16 protein-coding genes are annotated in these 20,045 nt (G+C 71.2%); 6 read left to right on the forward strand and 10 right to left on the reverse strand.

All coding sequences use genetic code 11. The features are described from left to right. The first annotated feature begins 32 nt into the window (after nt 1–32). Together ABZO29_RS26385 and ABZO29_RS26390 are read left to right on the forward strand one after the other, a co-directional pair. The gene (locus ABZO29_RS26385; RefSeq protein ID WP_367322662.1) at nt 33–395 is read left to right on the forward strand and encodes a four-helix bundle copper-binding protein; all 363 of its coding nucleotides are present in this window, start codon (nt 33–35) and stop codon (nt 393–395) included. Between the two features lie 97 nt (nt 396–492). Continuing rightward, the gene (locus tag ABZO29_RS26390) at nt 493–1,305 is read left to right on the forward strand and encodes a class I SAM-dependent methyltransferase (RefSeq protein ID WP_367322663.1); all 813 of its coding nucleotides are present in this window, start codon (nt 493–495) and stop codon (nt 1,303–1,305) included. Here ABZO29_RS26390 and ABZO29_RS26395 read toward each other — a convergent pair. Together ABZO29_RS26395 and ABZO29_RS26400 are read right to left on the reverse strand one after the other, a co-directional pair. Continuing rightward, entirely contained in the window at nt 1,302–1,931 is a 630-nt protein-coding gene (locus tag ABZO29_RS26395) for an HAD-IA family hydrolase (RefSeq protein WP_367322664.1), read from the reverse strand. The genes ABZO29_RS26390 and ABZO29_RS26395 overlap by 4 nt on opposite strands. Continuing rightward, nucleotides 1,924–3,201, reverse strand: coding sequence for an LCP family protein (locus ABZO29_RS26400; protein WP_367322665.1), 1,278 nt, complete (start codon nt 3,199–3,201; stop codon nt 1,924–1,926). Before ABZO29_RS26400 ends, ABZO29_RS26395 begins: the two co-directional genes overlap by 8 nt. A gap of 92 nt (nt 3,202–3,293) precedes the next feature. On the opposite strand from ABZO29_RS26400, the gene ABZO29_RS26405 reads away from it, so the two are divergent. After that, a complete protein-coding gene (locus ABZO29_RS26405) occupies nt 3,294–3,869 on the forward strand; it encodes an acyl-CoA thioesterase (protein ID WP_367322666.1) in 576 nt (191 codons plus the stop codon). 12 nt (nt 3,870–3,881) lie between these two features. Here the strand turns inward: ABZO29_RS26405 and ABZO29_RS26410 are convergent, their stop codons facing one another. Then, complete coding sequence (locus ABZO29_RS26410; RefSeq protein ID WP_367322667.1) at nt 3,882–5,402, reverse strand: LCP family protein; 1,521 nt, start codon at nt 5,400–5,402, stop codon at nt 3,882–3,884. Between the two features lie 131 nt (nt 5,403–5,533). On the opposite strand from ABZO29_RS26410, the gene ABZO29_RS26415 reads away from it, so the two are divergent. Further along, nucleotides 5,534–6,562: a glycosyltransferase family 2 protein gene (locus ABZO29_RS26415; protein ID WP_367322668.1), complete on the forward strand. Its 1,029-nt coding sequence runs from the start codon at nt 5,534–5,536 to the stop codon at nt 6,560–6,562. A gap of 65 nt (nt 6,563–6,627) precedes the next feature. Here ABZO29_RS26415 and ABZO29_RS26420 read toward each other — a convergent pair whose 3' ends face one another. The 4 genes from ABZO29_RS26420 to ABZO29_RS26435 all read right to left on the reverse strand — a co-directional run bounded on the left by ABZO29_RS26420 (nt 6,628) and on the right by ABZO29_RS26435 (nt 13,058). Next, nucleotides 6,628–8,196, reverse strand: coding sequence for an LCP family protein (locus tag ABZO29_RS26420; RefSeq protein ID WP_367326252.1), 1,569 nt, complete (start codon nt 8,194–8,196; stop codon nt 6,628–6,630). Nucleotides 8,197–8,370: 174 nt separating this feature from the next. After that, nucleotides 8,371–10,134 carry an LCP family protein gene (locus ABZO29_RS26425; RefSeq protein WP_367322669.1) on the reverse strand — a complete coding sequence of 588 codons (1,764 nt, stop codon included), beginning with the start codon at nt 10,132–10,134 and terminating at the stop codon, nt 8,371–8,373. Nucleotides 10,135–10,368: 234 nt separating this feature from the next. Next, the gene (locus ABZO29_RS26430) at nt 10,369–11,478 is read right to left on the reverse strand and encodes an LCP family protein (RefSeq protein WP_367326253.1); all 1,110 of its coding nucleotides are present in this window, start codon (nt 11,476–11,478) and stop codon (nt 10,369–10,371) included. An 821-nt stretch (nt 11,479–12,299) separates the two neighbouring features. After that, complete coding sequence (locus ABZO29_RS26435; protein WP_367322670.1) at nt 12,300–13,058, reverse strand: TIGR03089 family protein; 759 nt, start codon at nt 13,056–13,058, stop codon at nt 12,300–12,302. 161 nt (nt 13,059–13,219) lie between these two features. Here ABZO29_RS26435 and ABZO29_RS26440 point away from each other — a divergent pair, with 161 nt between their 5' ends. Both ABZO29_RS26440 and ABZO29_RS26445 read left to right on the forward strand, forming a co-directional pair. Continuing rightward, a complete protein-coding gene (locus ABZO29_RS26440; RefSeq protein ID WP_367322671.1) occupies nt 13,220–14,707 on the forward strand; it encodes an N-acetylmuramoyl-L-alanine amidase in 1,488 nt (495 codons plus the stop codon). A 156-nt stretch (nt 14,708–14,863) separates the two neighbouring features. Next, nucleotides 14,864–15,946 (forward strand): sugar phosphate nucleotidyltransferase, encoded by a 1,083-nt coding sequence (locus ABZO29_RS26445; RefSeq protein ID WP_367322672.1) that lies wholly within the window; start codon nt 14,864–14,866, stop codon nt 15,944–15,946. A gap of 736 nt (nt 15,947–16,682) precedes the next feature. On the opposite strand, the gene ABZO29_RS26450 is transcribed toward ABZO29_RS26445, so the two are convergent. From ABZO29_RS26450 to cofD, 3 genes are read right to left on the reverse strand one after another with little or no spacing between them, the layout of a single operon-like run. Further along, nucleotides 16,683–17,684 (reverse strand): DNA-3-methyladenine glycosylase, encoded by a 1,002-nt coding sequence (locus ABZO29_RS26450; protein ID WP_367322673.1) that lies wholly within the window; start codon nt 17,682–17,684, stop codon nt 16,683–16,685. Between the two features lie 56 nt (nt 17,685–17,740). Continuing rightward, a complete protein-coding gene (locus ABZO29_RS26455; protein ID WP_367322674.1) occupies nt 17,741–19,072 on the reverse strand; it encodes a coenzyme F420-0:L-glutamate ligase in 1,332 nt (443 codons plus the stop codon). After that, nucleotides 19,069–20,028, reverse strand: a complete 960-nt coding sequence (gene cofD, locus ABZO29_RS26460) for a 2-phospho-L-lactate transferase (RefSeq protein ID WP_367322675.1) — start codon at nt 20,026–20,028, stop codon at nt 19,069–19,071. The genes ABZO29_RS26455 and cofD overlap by 4 nt, the downstream gene beginning before the upstream one ends. Nucleotides 20,029–20,045 lie beyond the last annotated feature (17 nt).

Here is a 20,045-nt window from a genome sequence, read left to right on the forward strand (position 1 = left end):
CCGGGCCCCTCTCACCCCCAGGAGGACCCATCATGACCCAGGCCGGAGCCATGAAGGCCATGAGCAAGGAGATGCAGGACTGCGTGGAGGCGTGCATGTCCTGCCACAGCACGTGCGAGGAGGCCATGAGCTCCCTCATGCAGATGGGCGGCCAGGCCCAGATGCAGATCATGCGCGCGCTCATGGACTGCTCCGAGATGACCCGTATGTGCGCCGACATGATGATGCGGCGCTCGCCCATGTCTGCCGAGATGTGCGCGATGTGTGCCAAGGCGTGCGACATGTGCGCCGAGGCGTGTATGAGCATGCCGGACGACCCACAGATGCAGCGCTGCGCCGAGGCCTGTCGCCGCTGCGCCGAGATGTGCCGCGCGATGGCGGGCGCCCGGATGTGACGATCCCCGTCTGAAAGACTTCGAGGGCACCTCCGCTGTCAGGGGTGCCCTCGAACCGCTGTGGGGGAGCCGTCGGCCGGCCCAGGGAGGACCGCACATGACGAGCGCCACGGAAGCCTTCGACGCCGCCGAACGGGAGATGTGGGACGGGCGGGCCGAGGTGTACGCGGCGAGTTTCGCCCGCCTGTGTGCGCATCCCGTTCAGGCGCTGCTGGACGCGGCGGGGGTCTCGGCCGGGACGTACCTCCTCGACGCCGGGACGGGGACGGGTGTCGCCGCCCTGGCGGCGCTGGAGCGCGGGGCGCGGGTGGGTGCCGTGGACGCCGATGCCGGGATGGTGGCGCTGGCGCGGCGGCGCGCGGTGCCCGCGCGGGTGGCCGTGCTGCCGGAACTGCCGTACGGGGACGGTGAGTTCGATGTCGTCGTCGGGAACTTCGTGCTCAACCACGTCGGCCGTCCGCGCGCCGCGCTCGCCGAGCTGCGGCGCGTGCTGCGGCCGGGCGGGCGGGTCGCGGTGACCGTGTGGGGCGGCGGACGGCAGGCCGGGATGGAACTGCTGGGGCGCGCCTGCGAGGCCGCGGGGGCCGTACCGCCGGAGTATCTGCCCCGGCTCGATCCGGCCGAGGACTTCGAACGCACCGCGGACGGGCTCGCCGGGCTCCTCGAAGAGGCCGGGTTCGCCTCCGTGACGGCGACCGGGCTCGCCTGGGAGCACCGGGCCGGCCTGGAGGAGTGGTGGGGCGGGGCCGCCGGGGGCATCGCCACCGTCGGACGCATCGTCACCGCGCAGCAGCCGGAGACGGTCGCGGGGATCCGGCGCGAATACGAACGGCTCAGCACCGAATTCACGGACACCGAAGGCCGGTTGGTCCTCCCACACGCCGCCCTGCTCGCCTCCGGGACGGCCTAGAACAGCGGCTTCAACGCCCGCTCCAGATCGGCCGGTTCGCGGAAGTGCACGGTGCGCATGCCCAGCGCGGCGGCCGCCTCGACGTTCTCCAGGGTGTCGTCGACGAAGAGGCAGCGGTCGGGCCGCACGCCCGCCCGGGCCGCGGCGAGTTCGAGGATGCTCGGGTCGGGCTTGGCGAGGCCGACGCGGGCGCTGTTGACGACGTCGTCGGCGAGGTCGGCCAGCCCGAGCGCGGCGAGGTCGGCCTCCAGGTCGAGCGTCGCGTTGCTGACGAGGACCAGCGGCATCCGGGTCCGCGCCCGGCGCAGCAGCCCCACCACCGTCTCGTCGGCGTGGAACGGCGACTCCAGCAGCGCGGCGCCCAGTTCCCAGGCCGTGTCCTCGGGCGCCGGACCGGTCAGGCCCTCGGCGATGGACTGCACCCACTCCTGCGGGGTGATCCGGCCCAGCACCACCGGCAGGATCACGTCCGGCGCGAACGCGACCTTCATCGTCGTGCCCTCGGCCAGCCCGGCGGCACGCTCCAGCGCCAGCAGGCCGGAGGTGTCGAAGGACCGGATCACGTTGTCGACGTCGCACAGCACCGCGTCGAACGGCGGTCTGCCGCCGTCGGCCCCGTCAGCCACCCGACACCGTGACCTTCTCGTCGTTCTTCAACTCGTTCACCAGCGTCTTCACCTTCGCCTTGTCCCAGACCAGGTTGCCGCCGGTGGAGCCGGAGATCGGCATGTTCATGGACTTGCCGTCGCCGCCGCTGACGCCCTTCATCGCCCAGAACATCGACGCCAGGTCGTACAGACTCATGTCCTTGTCGACGATCAGGGAGTCCAGGCCCGCGCCCATGGTCGGGTACAGCTTGAAGGGGTTGAGGATCGTGCCGGGGGTCGCGACCTGGTGCGCGAGGGCCGACAGGAACTTCTGCTGGTTCTTCGTACGGTCCAGGTCGGAGTTCTTCAGCGCGTACCGCGTGCGGACGAAGGCGAGCGCCTCCTCGCCGTTCAGGGTCTGCTCGCCCTTCTTGAAGTTCGCGCCGGACTTGGTGTCCTTGATGTCCTGCGGGATGTCGATCGTGACGCCGCCGACCGCGTCCACGATGTTCGCGAAGCCGGCGAAGCCGATCTCCACGTAGTGGTCGATGTGCAGACCGGTGTTGTACTCGACGGTGCGGACGAGAAGCGTCGGACCGTCTTCCGCGTACGCCGCGTTCAACTTCACGTGCCGGCCCGTGCCCTTGAAGGTCTTGCCGGACTCCGAGCCCACGTACGTCGGTATCTCCACGTCCGAGTCACGGGGCAGCGAGATCAGCGTGTCGCCGTTGTCGCCGACGTGGAGGATCATCATCGAGTCCGTGCGCTTGCCCTCGGCGGACCCGGTGTGCAGGTTCTTCTTCTGCTCGTCGGACAGCCCCGCGCGGCTGTCGGAGCCGACGATCAGGTAGTTGGTCCCCTCGCCCGCCTCGGGCCGTTCGATGACCTTCGACAGGTCGACCTCGCGGTTGAGCTTGGAGTCGGCCCAGAAGTACGTGGCGACGGTCGTCACGACCAGTACGGTCACGAGCGTGAGCGCCGTCCACTTGATACGGCGTCGCCAGTTCGGCGCCGGGCGCGGCTCGGGCGCGAAGAAGTCGTCCGGATCGTCCGGGCCGCGGCCGCCGGGCGTGCCATAGACCTGGCCGGTGTTGTAGCCGCTGTCGTACCCGTCGTCGTAGCCCTGGCCGTTGACGTACGACGGCTGCTGCGGAACCCCGCCGCCGTACGCGCCCTGCCCGGGCGGTGCCGCCGGACCGCGGCGGACCTGCCGCATGACGCGCGCGCCTTCAGGCTGTGCGTTCGCGCTGCCGCGTCCGTACCGGCTGCCGCGGTTGTCGTCGGACCATCCCTGGGGCCAATCGTTCATGGGCCCCAGTGTGCAGGGCGCGACGGTGTTCCTTACAAGGGTCGTCGGAAAATCAGGGCACTGCTGTTGCGAACCCGACACAAAGTCCGCAGATGTCACCCCGGCATAAGGTGGAGGCCATGACAGACCAGGCCCCCGCAACAGAATCGGACATTCCGGGCAAGCTCACGTCCGCGTCCCGGACCACCCTCAGCCACATCATGACCCACAACGACACGAACCTTCTGGGGACCGTGCACGGCGGTGTGATCATGAAGCTCGTCGACGACGCGGCGGGCGCGGTGGCCGGGCGGCACTCCGGCGGGCCCGCCGTCACCGCGTCCATGGACGAGATGGCCTTCCTCGAACCGGTCCGGGTCGGCGACCTCGTCCATGTCAAGGCCCAGGTCAACTGGACCGGGCGGACCTCGATGGAGGTCGGCGTACGCGTCCTCGCCGAACGCTGGAACGAGTCCGCCCCGGCCACCCAGGTCGGCTCCGCCTACCTCGTCTTCGCCGCGGTGGACGCCGACGGCAAGCCGCGCCGCGTGCCGCCCGTGATACCGGAGACCGAGCGGGACGAGCGCCGCTACCAGGAGGCCCAGATCCGCCGGACCCACCGTCTCGCCCGGCGGCGGGCCATCATGGAGCTGCGCGAGAAGAGGGCGGCGGAAGGGTACGAGGACTGAGCTGCCCGGCGCTCAGGAGCACCGCACCTCGTCCCCCCGTGCCACCCCCAGCTCCCCCCGGTACGGATCCTCCGCCCGTACCTTCCTGACCTGCTCGAAGTCCGCCCCCGCGATCACCTTCAGCGTCGGCCCCAGCCCGTCGACCGCCCGTAGTTCGCTGCCGGGCAGCGCGGTTGCCAGCGCCTTGGCGGAGCGGTCCCAGCGGGGGTCGTAGACGACGACCGTCCGCCGCACCGAGTGGTCCGCCGCGGTCACCGGCTGCCCCGTCGTACGGAACCCGGTCGCCGCCAGCGCCGTGTCGACCCGCTTGCCCAGCCCGGCCGTCGCCGTGCCGTTCTCCACCTGGACGCGGATCTCGCCCGGGGCCACGTCCACGGGCGCGGCCGTGTCGCGCGGCCGGGCACCGGCGGACAGCGGTCTGTCGTCGCGCAGGGCGCGGAAGAGGCGGCGGGCCTTCGCCGTGTCCCATTTCACAGTCGAGCCGATGCCCTTCACGGCGTATCCCATCCGGCCGATCGGCACGGTCGTGAACTCCGAGGACGAGGGGGAGAAGTTGCGCATCGCCCGCCCCAGGTCCAGCAGTTCGTCCGTGCCGAAGCCCCGGTCCGCCCGCACCGAGCTCAGCACCGCCCGGGTCACGTCCCGGAACCGCAGCGGGTTGAGCAGGATCCCGGAGGACGTGACCTGCGCCACCAGGGCCGCCAGGAAGTGCTGCTGGCGTCTCATCCGTCCGAGGTCGGAGGCCCCGTCGACGTGCCGGGCGCGGACGTACTGCAGCGCCTGGCCGCCCGTCAGCGTGTGCGTGCCCGCCGGGAGGTCGAGACCCGTGTACGAGTCCTTCAGGGGTTCGGCGGTGCAGACCCTCACGCCGCCGAGGACGTCCACCGTCTTCATGAAGCTGACGAAGTCGACCTCCAGATAGTGGTCGATCTTCACATGGGTCATGTGCTCGACCGTCCGCACGGTCAGCTGCGGCCCGCCCTCCGCGTACGCCGCGTTGAGCTTGACGGGGTGTCCGCGGTGCTGCTCGCCGGTCGTCCGGTCGGTGTGCGGGGGCGTCTCGGCGTAGCTGTCCCGGGGCAGGCTCACCACGCTCGCCCGGTCCCGGTCCTCCGAGATGTGCACGATCATCATCGTGTCGGTGCAGTGACAGGGGGCGCCGCCCAGGCGGTACTTGCGCCGGTCCCGCTCACTGATCTCGTCGCGGCCGTCCGTTCCCACCAGCAGGACGTTCATGCCGTGGCCGGCCTGCGGGCGGTTCTTCATGTCCTTGAAGGGATCGACCCGGGCGATGTCCGAGTCGAGGCTGGTGACCACCGAGTGCCCGATCCCGGCGGAGGCGAGGACCACGACGGACAGGGTGGTGACCGCCCGCATGGCCCAACGCGGCTTCTTCCGCCCTGCGGGGGGACGCGGGGCGCGGGGGGAGGGGGCGGGCGCGTGGCGGGGCGGAGGAGGCGGCGGCGTGCGACGGGACGACGGCTGCGGGCGGCGCGGCGGCCGCGGCGCGGGGGACCGAGGCGGTGTGGGCATGAGGACACCTCCGGGCGACGGCCGTACGTGGGGGATCCCCGAGCACCGTAGGCCCGGGGGAACTGCCGCCCGGGGCAGCGCACCCGGCGGGGCGCAACGGTGTCCCCCGTTCGCGGTAACGTGAGCCCCCTATGAACGCCAAGTCCGACGTGCAGCTCCCCGCCGTGTCCGTCATCATGCCCGTCCTCAACGAGGAGCGGCATCTGCGCGGAGCCGTCCAAGCGATCCTCGCGCAGGAGTACCCCGGCGAGATGGAGGTCGTGATCGCCCTCGGTCCGTCAACGGACCGCACGGACGAGATCGCCGCCCAGCTCGTGGCCGAAGACCCCCGTGTGCACACGGTCCCCAACCCGACCGGTCGCACGCCCGCCGCGCTCAACGCCGCGATCAGGGCCTCCCGCAACCCGATCGTCGTGCGCGTCGACGGGCACGGCATGCTCTCACCGGACTACATCGCCACGGCCGTACGCCTGCTGGAGGAGACCGGCGCGCAGAACGTCGGCGGCATCATGCACGCGGAGGGCGAGAACGACTGGGAGCACGCGGTCGCCGCCGCGATGACCTCGAAGATAGGGGTCGGCAACGCGTCCTTCCACACCGGCGGCGAAGCCGGTCCGGCCGAGACCGTCTACCTCGGTGTCTTCCGGCGCGAGGCCCTGGAGCAGCAGGGCGGCTACAACGAGGAGTTCATCCGCGCCCAGGACTGGGAGCTGAACTTCCGGATCCGTGAGGCGGGCGGGCTGGTCTGGTTCTCGCCGGAGCTGAAGGTGTCGTACCGGCCGCGGCCGTCGGTGAAGGCCCTCGCCAAGCAGTACAAGGACTACGGCCGTTGGCGGCACGTCGTCGCCCGCTACCACGAGGGCTCCATCAACCTGCGCTACGTCGCCGCGCCGGCCGCGCTGTGCGCGATGGCCGCGGGTCTCCTCGTGGGTGCCCTGCTGACCCCGTGGGGCCTCGTGGTCCCCGGCGGCTACCTTGCGGCGATCCTGCTCGGGTCCGTACCGGCGGGCAAGGGGCTGCCGCTGAAGGCGCGGCTGCAGATCCCCGTGGCGCTCGCCACCATGCACATGTCGTGGGCGTGGGGCTTCCTGACCAGCCCGCGCTCCCTGGCGAAGAAGGTCATCGCCTCCCGCCGCCCGGCGGTCCTCGCCTCGAACTGAGTCCCCGGGCCGGTCCGGTGGGCCCGGCCTTCGGCCGCCCCACCGGACACCGCGCAGGGCCGGGACTACCAGGTGTAGTCCGGGTCCACGTGCATGCACTGGCTCTTGTCGGACGCGTTGATCGCCTGTGCCGACGTCGGCGTCCTGTCGTCGGTCGCCGGCGCCGTGTACGTCGTACCCGACCGCCAGTCCGCGCCCACGAAGAGCGTGACACCCGACACGGACGTGGACTTCTTCACCGCGCTCGTCGGGATGCCGAGGGCCTTCGCCACCCGCTGGGCGTCGCCCTGGAGGTCGGCGCTCGGGTAGCGGATCACCGTGGTCGCCTCCGCCGTCGCGGCCGAGGTGTCCGCCACGGCCTTGGTGAAGCCCTTGCCGACCAGCAGCTCGGTCACCGCCTTCGCACGCCCCCTGACGGCGGCCAGCGAGGTGGTGCTGGTGCTGTTGTGGACCTGGACCGCGATCTCGTCGTCCGCGGCGGCCGGGTCCGAGGCGGCGGGCGTCGCCGTGGCGGCCGGCTTCTTCTTGTCCTTGCCGTCGAGGGCGATGTCCTCGCGCACCAGACGGAACAGCTTGGTGGCGTCCTCCGTGGGCACCACCCGGACGCCCTCGTACCGGTTCGGCATCGTCGTCATGGTGATGCGCTCGGTCGGGACCTTCTTCAGCTCGTTGGCCAGGTCGTACATCTTCGCGATGGTGCCCAGGCCCTCGTCCACCGTGATCGCCTTCGTGGCCGCCTCGGCGAGCTTGCGCAGCTTGTTCGGGTTGGTGAGCGTGGCGTTCTCGCGCAGCTCGCGGACCATCGAGTTCATGTACTGGTGCTGTGCCTTGGCGCGCCCGAGGTCACTGCCGTCCTCGAAGCCGTAGCGGGTGCGCAGCCACTGCAGGGCCTGCTTGCCCTTGATGGACGTGGTGCCCTTCTCCAGTTTCAGGCCGGAGCCCTTGCCGGCGGAGGTGTGCGAGTAGATGTTTGCGTCAACACAGACCGGGACGCCGCCGACGGCGTCCGCCATCGACACCACACCCGAGAAGTCGATCATCATGAAGTGGTCGATGTGGATGTCGGTCAGCTTCTCCCACGTCGCCACCGTGCAGCCGGGACCGCCGCGGCGGAGCGACTCGTTCGCCATCACATGGGTGAGTGCCGAGTACTTCTCGCCGCTGTCCGGGTCCGTGCACTTGGGGATGTCCAGCAGAGTGTCGCGCGGCACGCTGATGACCGACATGTTGGTGCGGTCCGCCGACACGTGCAGCAGCATCTGGACGTCCGCGAGCGGGGGCCCGCCGAAGGTGTCCTTGGCGCCGCCGAGTTTCTGGTTCTCCGCGCTGTCACGCGCGTCCGAGCCGATGAGGAGGATGTTCAGCGGCGTCTGACCGGCCGCGTTCGCCTCGGTCTTGGCCGCCCTGTCCTTCTCGTCGCCGATGTTCAGGGCGTCCTTCTTGATGTTGCCGTTGAGGTGCTGGTAGTAGAGGTACCCGGCACCGGCGGTGCCGAGTATCACCACCGCGAGCACCGTCGCGGACCAGCGCAGCACACGGCGTCTGCGCCGCTGCCGGTCCGTACCGCGCGCGCCTCTGCGCCCTCCGCCGCCGTGCCGGCCCCCACCGGCCTTCTCCTGCGGCGTGAGGGACATCGTGTCCTCGACCGCAGGTACCTCCCCGGGCACAATGCTCTGCGCCAACTCCCTGCCCTCCCCACCCTGCGCCTGACACGGGTCCGTCCCGCGTCAAGTCAGACGCGTGACGGACCCGTTGGGTTACCCCCTGAGTCACTATTTGACGGACCTTAGGGTTAACCCCCTAGGTCACTATTTGGCGCACTCGACCTTGTCCGCCGTGGACTTCTGGACCGAATCCGGCACCTTCACGGGGGCGGTGAGCGAGACTCCCGCACCCTTGAAGTCCTTGCCCAGAGTCAGTGTCATCGTCGGCAGACCCTGAGCGTTCGTGACGCTTTTGCCCGGCTTCAGCGCGGTTCCGGGCAGGCCCATGATCTCGGCGAGCTTGCGTGCCTGGTCGGCCTGGTCGGGCGCGTACTCGAGCGTCGTCTTGCTGAGCTCCGCAGGCGCGTTGCCCGCGTTCTCGGACTTCGTCACGCCCTCATCATTCTGCAGCCAGTTAAGAGTTGCCTGTGCGCTGCCGGCGGGAGCCCCGCCGTTCATGATCCGCACCCGCACCGCGGAGGCGGCGGACTTGGTGCCCTTGAGGCGGGCCTCCGCGGCCGCGGCCGCCGCGTCCTTCGACGCCTGCGCCTTCTGCTTGACCTCCGTGAAGGAGACGTCCTCCTTGATCATCTGGAAGACCGTGGGGGCCGTGGCCGTGTTCACGACGACCGTCGCCTTGACCTTCTCGGCCGGGTTGTCGAGCACCGGCACCGTGGTGAACGTCAGGTTCTTGGTGTTGAGCTTGCCCAGCTCCAGGCCCAGGTCCTTCAGCTTGCCGATGCTGTCCAGCTTGGAGTCGACGGTGAGCGCCTCGGTGCCCGCCTCCGCCAGCTTCAGCATCTTCGACGGGCTGGTGAGCGTGTCGTTGGACTTCAGCTTGCGCATCAGCGCGCTCAGGAACTGCTGCTGCAGCGTGATACGGCTCAGGTCGCCGCCGAAGCCGACCGCGTGCCGGGTGCGCACGAAGGCGAGCGCCGTCTCGCCCGCGATGTGCTGCGTGCCCTTCTTCAGGTTGAGGTGCGAGTCGGGGTCCTTGATGTCCTTGGCGAGGCAGACGTCGACCCCGCCGACCGCCGTGGTCAGCGTCTTGACCGCGTTGAAGTCGGCGACCATGAAGTTGTCCGGGGTGACCCCGGTCAGCTCGGTGACCGTGCGCATGGTGCAGCTCGGCGTCCGGCCGTCCTGGCCGAGGCTGGTGTTGAAGCGGACGCCGTCCGTGCCCGGGATGACCTTGGTTGAGCCGTCCTCCTGCTCGGTGGGGCAGTCCGGGACGTCCACGATGAGGTCGCGCGGGATGCTCAGCGCTGTCGCGTTCGTCCGGTCCTTGGAGACGTGCAGCAGGATCGTGGTGTCGGCGTGTCCGACGCTGCCCTTGTCGCCGTAGCCCTCGTTGCCCGCGCCGGTGCGCTTGTCGGTGCCGATCAGCAGGATGTTGATGGCCTTGTCCTTCTGGAAGCCACCGGTGCTCGCGCCGTCGTCGGAAGCCGACTGGATGTTGTCGTTGAGGTGCTCGATGTAGAGGTACGCGGCCCCGGCGGTGCCCAGCACCACGAAGGCCATCACGCCGCCGGTCCACATGAGGATCTTCTTCGCCCGTGACTTCTTCTTCACCGGCCGGCGCCCGCGGCGCCCCGGCAGCGGCTCCTCGGGCACGCCCCGCCCTCTGCGCGGGCCCGGCACGCGACGGCCCGGGGCCTCGGGCGTCTCGCGCCCGGGTGGCGCCGTCCGGCTGCCCACCGCACCACTCGGGGAACCCACCGCCCGGGAGGCGGATCTACGGGGCCCGGGCACCGCCGATTGCGGTGCGGAAGGAGTCAGTCGCAGTTCGTATTCGCCAGTGTTCGGATTGAGCACCCACTGGTCTGCGGGATCGATGTTTTCCGCCCGCCCACGGCCTTGCGCGTCCACGGTTGTCCGAATCCTCCGTCGGGGCCACGCGGCGCCTTTCCCCCCTCAAAGGCGCTCGGGTCTCGGTCTCGCAGTGCACGGCCCCAGGTCGGAACTCGTGGCATGGTGCACCGGATCGCTCACACTATCCGCCCAGTTCGGCGTCAAGCCACGACGGTGACAAATTCCACGTCCCTACAACCGGGCAATCCGCCCCATTTCCTTGAACTGAAGTTCCCCGGCTTGGCCTGCGCTTTACTCGCAGGCGTTCTCGGCGGCGGTGTTTCCGCGGAAGGTCGGGGCAGGCGATGAGGTGGCATCGGGCTCGTGCACGTCGGAGGGCGCACCCCGGGATCCAGGAAAATTATCGCCATTTGCACCGGAATCGTGCGAGACGTTCTCCGACACCTCCACGGGTGCATCCCTGCGCAGTCGTTCGAACAGCTTCTCCGCCTCGGGTTCCACGAGCTGGTCACGATTGGCGTTGTAGACGTACGACTCCCGCGGAACGGTCAGGAATTGCACCTGTTCGGTGGGGATGTCCCGCAGTCCGCTCACGAGTTGGTACAAACCACGCAGACTTGCCAGATCGGGATCCGTGGTGAGGGAGGACGTGGCCGCGTCCAGCACGGGATACAGCTTCACGGGATTCAGCAGGACGTCATTGCTCTGCACCTTGTTGACGAGCGCCCCGAGAAAACGCTGCTGCCGGTCCATGCGGTCGGTGTCGCTTCCGTTGCCGAGGGACTTGCGGGCCCTTACGTACCCGAGGGCCTGTTCGCCGTCGAGCGTCACCTTGCCGGCGGGGAGCGTGAGGTTGGCGGCCTTGTCGCGGATGGGCTCGGCGAGGCAGATCTCGACTCCGTCGACGGCGTCCACCATGTCCTTGAAGCCGCTGAAGTCGACGACGACGTGGTGGTCGATCCGGATGTCGGTCAGCTTCTCGACGGTACGGATGGTGCAGGCCGAACCGCCCGTCTGGAACGCGTAGTTGAACATGGCGAACATGGGCTCGGTACGGCTGCCGTCCGGCCGCCGGCAACTGGGCACGTCCACCATGAGGTCCCGGGGAATGGACACGGCGGTGACGCTGCGCCGCCCCGCCGCGAGGTGCAGCAGGATGGTCGTGTCCGACCGCTCGGTGCCCGAGTCGCGCCCGTACTTGCCGTTGTCGTCGCCCGAGCGCGAGTCGGATCCGATCAGCAGGATGTTCTGCGCCCCCTTGACCAGCGAGGTGGGCCGCTCCTTCGCGTACCGGGCGAGCTCGGCTGCGGCGGCCTCGTCGGGCGTGATGTTCGCACTGAGCTTTGCGTAGAGCGCCCACCCGGCCCCGCCGACTGTGACGACGACCACACCGACCCCCATGGCGGCCCACCGCACCCACCGCCGCCGGCGCCGCCGCCCCAGCCCCACCCCACTGGCCGAGCCCCCACCTCCCACCACCCCCGGCCCCTGCCCGGAACGCCTGCCCGCGGTGTCGCTCACGTCTGGATCCACCCCTCATGGCGTACGACCCGTAGCAGCGACACGAACGTGTCGTGCCGCTCCTACGACCATGGCGTGGGTGGGGCGGAGGTGGGGGGTGGGGGTGGGCCGGATGGGTGATGGAGGGGCGGGGGCCGGGGGTGCGCGGGGCGGGGCGCGATGGGGCCGCGGGCGTTGACGGTGCTCAGCCGCCGCGCTGGTCCGTAGGCAGTCGCGGCTGGGGGTGTGCCGGGCGCGGACGGTGCTCAGCCACGTCGTCGGTCGGCGGGCATACGTGCCGCCTGGGGCGATGGGGGTCCCCCACTCGAGCGAAGCCGAGAATGGGGGAGGGTGGGCGCGGGCGGCACCCCGTCGGCGCGGGGTTGTGCGGCCCACTCGCGGCCGGCCGCAATCGCCTGGCGCCTGTGATCGGTGGGTGCCGGCCGCAGGCGCTGGCGCGGGCGGCACCCCGTCAGCGCGGGGGTTGTGCGGCCCGCTCGCGGCCGGCCGCATCGTCAGGCGCCTGTGATCGGTGGGGCCTCGGCTGCGGGCGCTGGCGCGGGTGGTACGCCGTCAGTGCGGAGTTGTGCGGCCTACTCGCGGCCGGCCGCAATCGCCTGGCGCCTGTGATCGGTGGGTGCCGGCCGCAGGCGCTGGCGCGGCCCACCCTCGCGTCAGCCGCGGTGCCGGGGGCGTGAAACCGTCGGCGCCGGCTGTGCGCCCTACCGGGCCACCGCCGTGACCCGCTCACTCTCGATCCGCTTGTCCAACGCCTCCGCCCCCACCTGCTCCAGATGCCGGCAGAGCACCACAGACCCCCCAGTGGCCAACGGCGCATACAACCCCGCGTTCAACCCCTCCCACGTGTCATACGGCAGCCCCGACAACACCCGAGCCCCCGGCCCCGTCAGCCCCACCTCCGCCGCCTCCGCGGCCGCCCGCTGCACGATCTCCGCCCCGCTGAACTCCCGCCCCGCCACGATCAGCGCGGGAGCCTCGGGATCGACGGGGGAGTACGGCACGAACCGGTCCCCATGACTCGGCACGTCAACCGCGTAGTCCGCATACCCCTCAGGCGGCCCCGGCAGGAACCGCCGCCCGAGCGGCGCCAACGACAACGCATACCGCTCACCCCCGCACACCAGCCCCGCCTCGAACCTCCCGGGCCCGGCCACGACGAAGTCCGCCCGCCCCGGATCCCCGCCCACGTCCGCGACGACGCCCACCGACGAACACGCCAGCAGCCACACCGCCGTCTGCCAGTGCGCAGGCAGCAGCAGCGCGACCCGGTCACCGGGCTCGGCGGACATCCCGTCCTGGAGGAGATTCGCCGTCTTGGCCACCCAATTGGCGAAGGTGGCCACGGACAATTCGACACGTTCACCCGTGGCGTCGTCGTAGAAGGTCACGAGCGGGCGCGCGGGATCCGCGGCAAGCGCGGAACGCAGCAGGTCGGCAGGGGTGCGATCGGTGGCATTCACCCGCGCAAGCGTACGCGCCGCCCGGCCCCCGCACCCAGCACCCGGCCGCCCGGCCCCCCGCTCTCCGCCCGTGCACCGCCACCGGTTTGGCGGAACGTCACCCGACGGCCCGTCAGTTCCCGGATGGACAGATATGTATGGCTATGCCCAGGATCGGCACCATGCGTGGATTGCTTGCTTCCTCGATCGGTGTCACGTGCGCGGCCGCCCTCGCGCTTCCCCTGACCCCACCCACTGCCGCGGCGACCGCGCAGGCGGGCATCACAGCCAGACGCGCCTCCGCCGCCACCTCCGCCGCCCCCGATGCCTCCGGCATCCCCGGCAGCACACAGTCGCTGCCCCTCGTCCCCCTCACCCGCGACCGCGCGCTCGGCACCCGCGTCGCCGCCGATCGGGGCCTGCCGCGCCGTGGCGTACGCCACTTCTCCCTGGTGGGCGTCATCTGGGACGACCCGGCCACCGAACTGCACGGCCGCGTCCAGGTCCGTACCCGCGCGGCAGGCACCGGCACCTGGTCCCGCTGGCAGGACGTCGAGACGCACAACGCCGATCACGCCGCCGACCCGGACACCACCGAGCGCACCTCCGGCCGGGTGCGCGGCGCCACCGCCCCGCTGTGGGTGGGCGACTCGGACGGAGTGGAGGTACGCGTCCGGGCAACCGCCGGCGCACCCCGCACCGAGGAGACCGCCCGTGGCTTCCGCACCGTGACCGGGGGGTCACCCCTCCCCTCGGGCCTGCGCCTCGAACTTGTCGACCCGGGCGCCGCCGATTCCGGCACGGTCGGCACCGGCACCGGCACCGGCAAGGGAGGCCACCACGCCCCGCCCCGATACGCCCCGGTGGGCTCCCCGCACACCCGCCCCCTGGGCAACCCGACGAGGCTCGGCCCGGAAGCCGCCGCAGCCTCCGAGACCAACTCGGCCCTCACCGACGTACCGCTCGGAGCCACCGAGATCCCCGCCCTCAACCGGCGGCAGACCGTGCGGGAGTTGTACTCCCTCAGCGAGAGCGCTCCGACGCGACGTCTGCGGGCGAAGCCGTACATCGGCCCGCGCCCGCGCATCGTCACCCGGCGCGGCTGGGGCGCGGACGAGAAGCTGCGTGAGAAGGGATTCGTATACACGAAGAAGGTCAAGGCGGTCTTCGTGCATCACACGGCATCCGGCAACACGTACAGGTGCTCGCAGGTTCCCTCGGTCATTCGCAGTATCTACCGCTACCACGTCAAGAGCATGGGCTGGCGGGACATCGGCTACAACTTCCTCGTCGACAAGTGCGGAACCATCTACGAGGGGCGCGCCGGGGGCGTGGCCAAGGCCGTCCTGGGCGCACACACGCTCGGGTTCAACACCGACAGCATGGGGATCGCCGTCGTCGGCACGTACAGCTCCTCGAAACCGTCTTCCAGTGCGGTGCGGGCGATCGCCCAGTTGACGGCCTGGAAGCTTGGTCTTTACGGGGCGAATCCGCGAGGGAGTACATACCTGAAGTCCGGGGGTGGCAATCTCTACCCAAAGGGAAAGAACGTACGACTGAACGTGATCTCCGGTCACCGGGACGGCTTCTCCACGGCATGCCCAGGGCGGCAGCTCTACGGCAAGCTCGGTTCGGCCCGTTCCAAGGCAGCGCGCTACCAGGGGCGCTGAGACCGGGGACACGCTCATTGGGGGGCACATTCACATGCCGTCGGGGGACAAGGGACGGAACGCCGCACGGCCATCGAAGGCGCCGCACAACGGACTGCACACACTGGCCGGCCGACGGACAGTTCGGCCGGTCCCGGCAGGAAGCAGAGACGACAGGTGACAGAAGCGATCCTCCTGGTCGGTGGCAAGGGCACGCGGCTCCGCCCGCTCACGGTGCACACGCCCAAGCCGATGGTCAGGGCGGCGGGGGTGCCGTTCCTCACGCACCAACTGGCGCGGGCGAGAGCGGCGGGCGTGGACCACATCGTGCTCGCGACGAGCTATCTGGCGGAGGTCTTCGAACCGTACTTCGGTGACGGTTCGTCACTCGGCCTCCACATCGAGTACGTGACGGAGGAGGAGCCCCTGGGCACGGGCGGCGCCATCCGCAACGTCGCGTCCCGCCTGCACTCGGGTCCCGACGACCCTGTGCTCGTGTTCAACGGCGACATCCTCACCGGCCTGGACATCCGCAGGCTGGTCGACACCCACGAGAGGACGGGTGCGGACGTCTCCCTCCACCTCACCAAGGTGACGGACCCGCGCGCCTACGGCCTGGTCCCCACGGACGACACGGGGAAGGTCCTGGCCTTCCTGGAGAAACCGCAGACCCCCGAGGAGATCGTCACCGACCAGATCAACGCGGGGGCGTACGTCTTCCGCCGCTCGGTCGTCGACACGATCCCACTCGGGCGTCCGGTCTCGGTGGAACGCGAGACGTTCCCGGACCTGTTGGCGGCGGGAGCCCACCTCCAGGGGATGGTGGACTCGACGTACTGGCTGGACCTCGGCACGCCGGCGGCCTTCGTCCGTGGCTCGGCGGACCTTGTGCTGGGCCGGGCGCCGTCTCCCGCGGTCCCGGGCCGCTGCGGCGACCGCCTGATCCTGCCCACGGCAATGGTCGCGCCGGACGCGAAGCTCACGGGCGGCACGGTGGTCGGCGAAGGCGCCTTCGTCGCGGAGGGAGCCCGGGTCTTCGGCAGCACGATCCTGCCGGGCGCGGTGATCGAACCCGGCGCGGTCATCACCGACTCCCTCATCGGCACCCGCGCCCGCGTGGGCGAACGCTCCGTCCTCACCGGCACGGTCATCGGCGACGGCGCGATCATCGGCCCGGACAACGAACTCCGCGAGGGCGCGAGAGTCTGGTGCGACGCGAACATCCCAGCGGGAGCAGTCCGCTTCTCCTCGGACCAGTGACAACAGAGCAGGGCTGGGGGCGCCCTCCGGGGATCACCGCTCCCAGCCCTGCCGTGTCGTAGGCGTCGGGCGGCCACGCATCCCAGCCCCGGCGCCTGTTCGCGCGTGCGCGCGTTACTCAATCACCACGCGGCCCACGTACGCGCCGCGCTCAGCCACCGCGTTGGCCCACGTACGCGCCGCGCTCAGCCACCGCGTTGGCCCACGTACGCGCCGCGCTCAGCGACCAAGTGGCCCGCGGGCGTGTGCGGTGCTCAGCCACTGCGTTTGGTCCGTGTGCGAGCGGTGCTCAATCACCACGTGGTCCGTGTGCGCGCCGCGCTCAGCCACCGCGTTGGTTCGCGTGCGCGCCGCGCTCAGCGACCAAGTGGCCCGCGGGCGTGTGCGGTGCTCAGCCACTGCGTTTGGTCCGTGTGCGAGCGGTGCTCAATCACCACGTGGTCCGTGTGCGCGCCGCGCTCAGCCACCGCGTTGGTTCGCGTGCGCGCCGCGCTCAGCGACCAAGTGGCCCGCGGGCGTGTGCGGTGCTCAGCCACGGCGTTTGGTCCGCGTGCGCGCGGTGCTCAATCACCGCGTTGGCGCGTGTGCGCGCCCCGCTCAGCCACCGCGTTCGTCCGCGGGCAGTCGTGCCGCCTGGGGCGGCACGGGTGGGCGCGGGCGGCACCCCGTGAGCGCCGGGTTGCGCGGCCCACCCCGCGCCGCCGCCAACCCCGGGCACCCGCCAAGCACCAGCGACTCACAACCGCCCGATATCACCCTTCGGCATCCGCGGAGCCCTCCGCGGCGGCGTCCGCCCGCTCAACAGAATCAACCGAGCCGCCCGATGCCGCTGCCCCGCATACGGCTCCAGCAACGACAACATCACAGAATCGTCCGCATCCCGATCCCCGGCCAACGCCCACCCCACAATCCCCGGCAGATGCAGGTCCCCCACAGTCACCGCATCCGCTGCCCCGTGACTCCGCTGCACGGTCTCCGCCGACGTCCACGGCCCGATCCCCGGCACAACCTCCAACCGAGCCTGCGCCGCCGCCGGAGGCATCCCCACCGCCTCCTCCAGCCGCCCCGCCACGCGTACGGCCCGCAGGATCGTCGACGCCCGCTTGTTGTCGACCCCGGCCCGATGCCACTCCCACGACGGAATCAGCGCCCACGTCCGCGGCGCCGGCATCACGAACAGCCGCCCACCCACGGGCCCCGGCGCCGGCTCCCCGTACTTCCGCACCAGCAACCGCCATGCCCGGTACGCCTCATCGGTCGTGACCTTCTGCTCGAGAATCGACGGAATCAACGACTCCAGCACCAGCCCGGTCCGCGTCAGCCGAAGCCCCGGCCGCCGATGCCGCGCCATCGCCACGACCCGGTGCCGAGGCACGAACACGGACGGATCGTCGGCGGCCCCGAGCAACTCCGGCAACTGCTCCAGCAGCCACCCGGCCCCCCGCCCCCATGCCTCCGCCCGCACCTCACCACCCACGGCGGCGACCCGCAGCGTCCCGGGCCCGGCGGGGGTGAGACTGGCCCGCCACACGGACCCGTCCGGCATCGCCCGGAACGTGGGATCCCCCGCCCCTCGCCGCAGCGGCCCCAGCACCAGCCCGAGATCGAGCGGCCCGTCCGGCACCCACGTCCGCGCCCGCCCCGGAGCGGGCGCCTGCCGGGGCACCCCGCCGGGCACGACGACATGCCCCCCGCGCACGGTCGTACGCGTGGGCCGCGGAGCGAAACGTCCAGCCACGAACAGTCCCGGGATGTCGGAGGAGCCCTATGAGAGTAGAGGTACGTACGCCGACCTCACCGCACCTCTATGAAAGCCCCCGCATCCCGCTCCGCCCGAGGCCTCGGCTCCTCCGCCGGATGCCCGACCGCCACCGCCCCCATCGGATCCCAGTCCCCGGGCAGCCCCAGCACCTCGCGCACGACGTCCCGGCAGAACATCGTGGACGACACCCACGCCGACCCGAGCCGCTCCCCGGCCAGCGCGACCAGGAGGTTCTGTACGCCGGCCCCTGCGGCGACCACGAACATCTCCCGCTCCGCCGCGTCCCGCCGCGCGTCCCCGTACGTGTGCGCCCCGTCCATGACGAGACACGGCACGACGAGGTACGGCGCGTTGCGCAGCACGTCTCCCCGCCGCACCCGCTTGGCGATGGACTCCTCGGTCTTGCCGTCCCGCTGCAGATCGGCGATCCACGCATCCCGCATGGCATCCAGCAGTCGGACCCGGGACTCCCGCGACTCCAGCAGCACGAACCGCCACGGCGTCGTGTGGTGCGGCGCCGGCGCCGTCACGGCCGCCGCCACCGCCCGCCGTACCGCCCCCGGGTCGACCGGCTCGTCCGTGAAGGCCCTGACCGTACGCCGCTGGGTGACCGCCAGGCGCACCGCCTCCGACGTCCCCAGCCGGAACATGTCGTCGCGGGCTCCGCGCACCATGGGCCGCGCCCCCTCTCCGTCGCCCTCGGCCACCACATGGGGCAGTCCGCGCACGACGGCCACAGGCAGCCCGGCGGCCTTGCCCTTCACCAGATCACCGGCGGCGGCCAGTTCGTCGGCGGTCGCGACGACCGTGGCGCTGAGCGGATTGCCGTACGCGTCCGTGCCGCCGCGCAGATCGTCGAGCACGCGCACGCCGGCGGCACCGATCGCCACGTCCGTGAGTCCCGCGCGCCACGGGCGCCCGAAGGTGTCGGTGACGAGGACCCCGACGTCGACGCCGAGTGCGTCCCGCAGCCCGTCCCGGATCGCCCGCGCGGAGGCGTCGGGGTCCTCGGGCAGCAACAGCACCGTCCCGGAGGGGGTGTTGGAGGCGTCGACGCCAGCGGCGGCCATCACCAGCCCCTGCCGGTTCTCGACGATCCGCAGCGCGCCGCGCCGGGCCACCACCCGGACCGTCTCGGCGTCGATCGCGGCCTCACGGTCGGCCGCCTCGACGACCCGGCCCTCCGCCTTGGACACGATCTTCGAGGTGACCAGGAGAACGTCGTCGTCGGCGAGCCCAGGTTCGGCGGCGGCGATCAGCTTGGCGAGGTCGTCGCCCCGCTGGACCTCGGGAAGTCCGGGCACGGCCCAGACCCTGTAGCCGTCGCCGGCCCCTTCGTGCCAGTCGGGGGATGCGTCGCTCATGCCGCCCGCACCTCCTCAGCCAGCTCCAGCGCCTCCCGTGCCATCTGCGCGGCCGCTTCGAGGTCCGTCATCATCAGCGGCACGGCCCGGCACCGGATCCCGGCCGCCTCGACCCGCTCCACCACCTCCGCGTCCACGGTGTCGACGAGCCAGCCGTCGAGCAGCCCCGAGCCGTAGTGCTCGGCGACCGCGGCGGCCGTGGACTCCACACCCACGGCGGCGAGCACCTTGTCGGCCATGCCGCGCACGGGCGCGTCCCCGACGATGGGGGACAGGCCCACCACCGGCACCCCGGCGTCGGCGATCGCCTCGCGGATGCCGGGCACGGCGAGGATCGTGCCGACGGAGACGATCGGGTTCGACGGCGGGAAGAGGACGACGTCCGCCTCGGCGATCGCCTCCAGGACCCCGGGCGCCGGCTTGGACTGCTCGGCGCCGACCGGTACGACCGCCTCCGCCGGCACCGACGCCCGCAGCCGCACCCAGTACTCCTGGAAGTGGACCGCCTTGCGCTCGCCGTCCACCTCGACCGCGACATGGGTCTCGACGCGGTCGTCCGTCATCGGGATCAGCCGCACCCCCGGCTTCCAGCGGTCGCACAGCGCCTCGGTCACCGCGCTGAGCGGATACCCGGCGCCGATCATCTGCGTCCGCACGATGTGCGTGGCGAAGTCCCGGTCGCCGAGTCCGAACCACTCCGGCCCGACCCCGTACGCGGCGAGTTCCTCCTTGAGGTGGAAGGTCTCGTCGGCCCGCCCCCAGCCCTGCTCCTCGTTGATGCCGCCGCCGAGCGTGTACATCACCGTGTCGAGGTCCGGGCAGACCTTCAGCCCGAAAAGGTGGATGTCGTCCCCGGTGTTGCCGATGACCGTGATGTCGGCGTCCGGCGCGGCCCGCTTCAGACCGCGCAGGAACCGGGCACCGCCGATGCCGCCTGCCAGAACCACAATGCGCATGGGAGCAGTCTTGCAGG

Origin of the sequence: Streptomyces sp. HUAS ZL42, assembly GCF_040782645.1 — a bacterium.
In the GTDB taxonomy this organism is placed as follows: domain Bacteria; phylum Actinomycetota; class Actinomycetes; order Streptomycetales; family Streptomycetaceae; genus Streptomyces.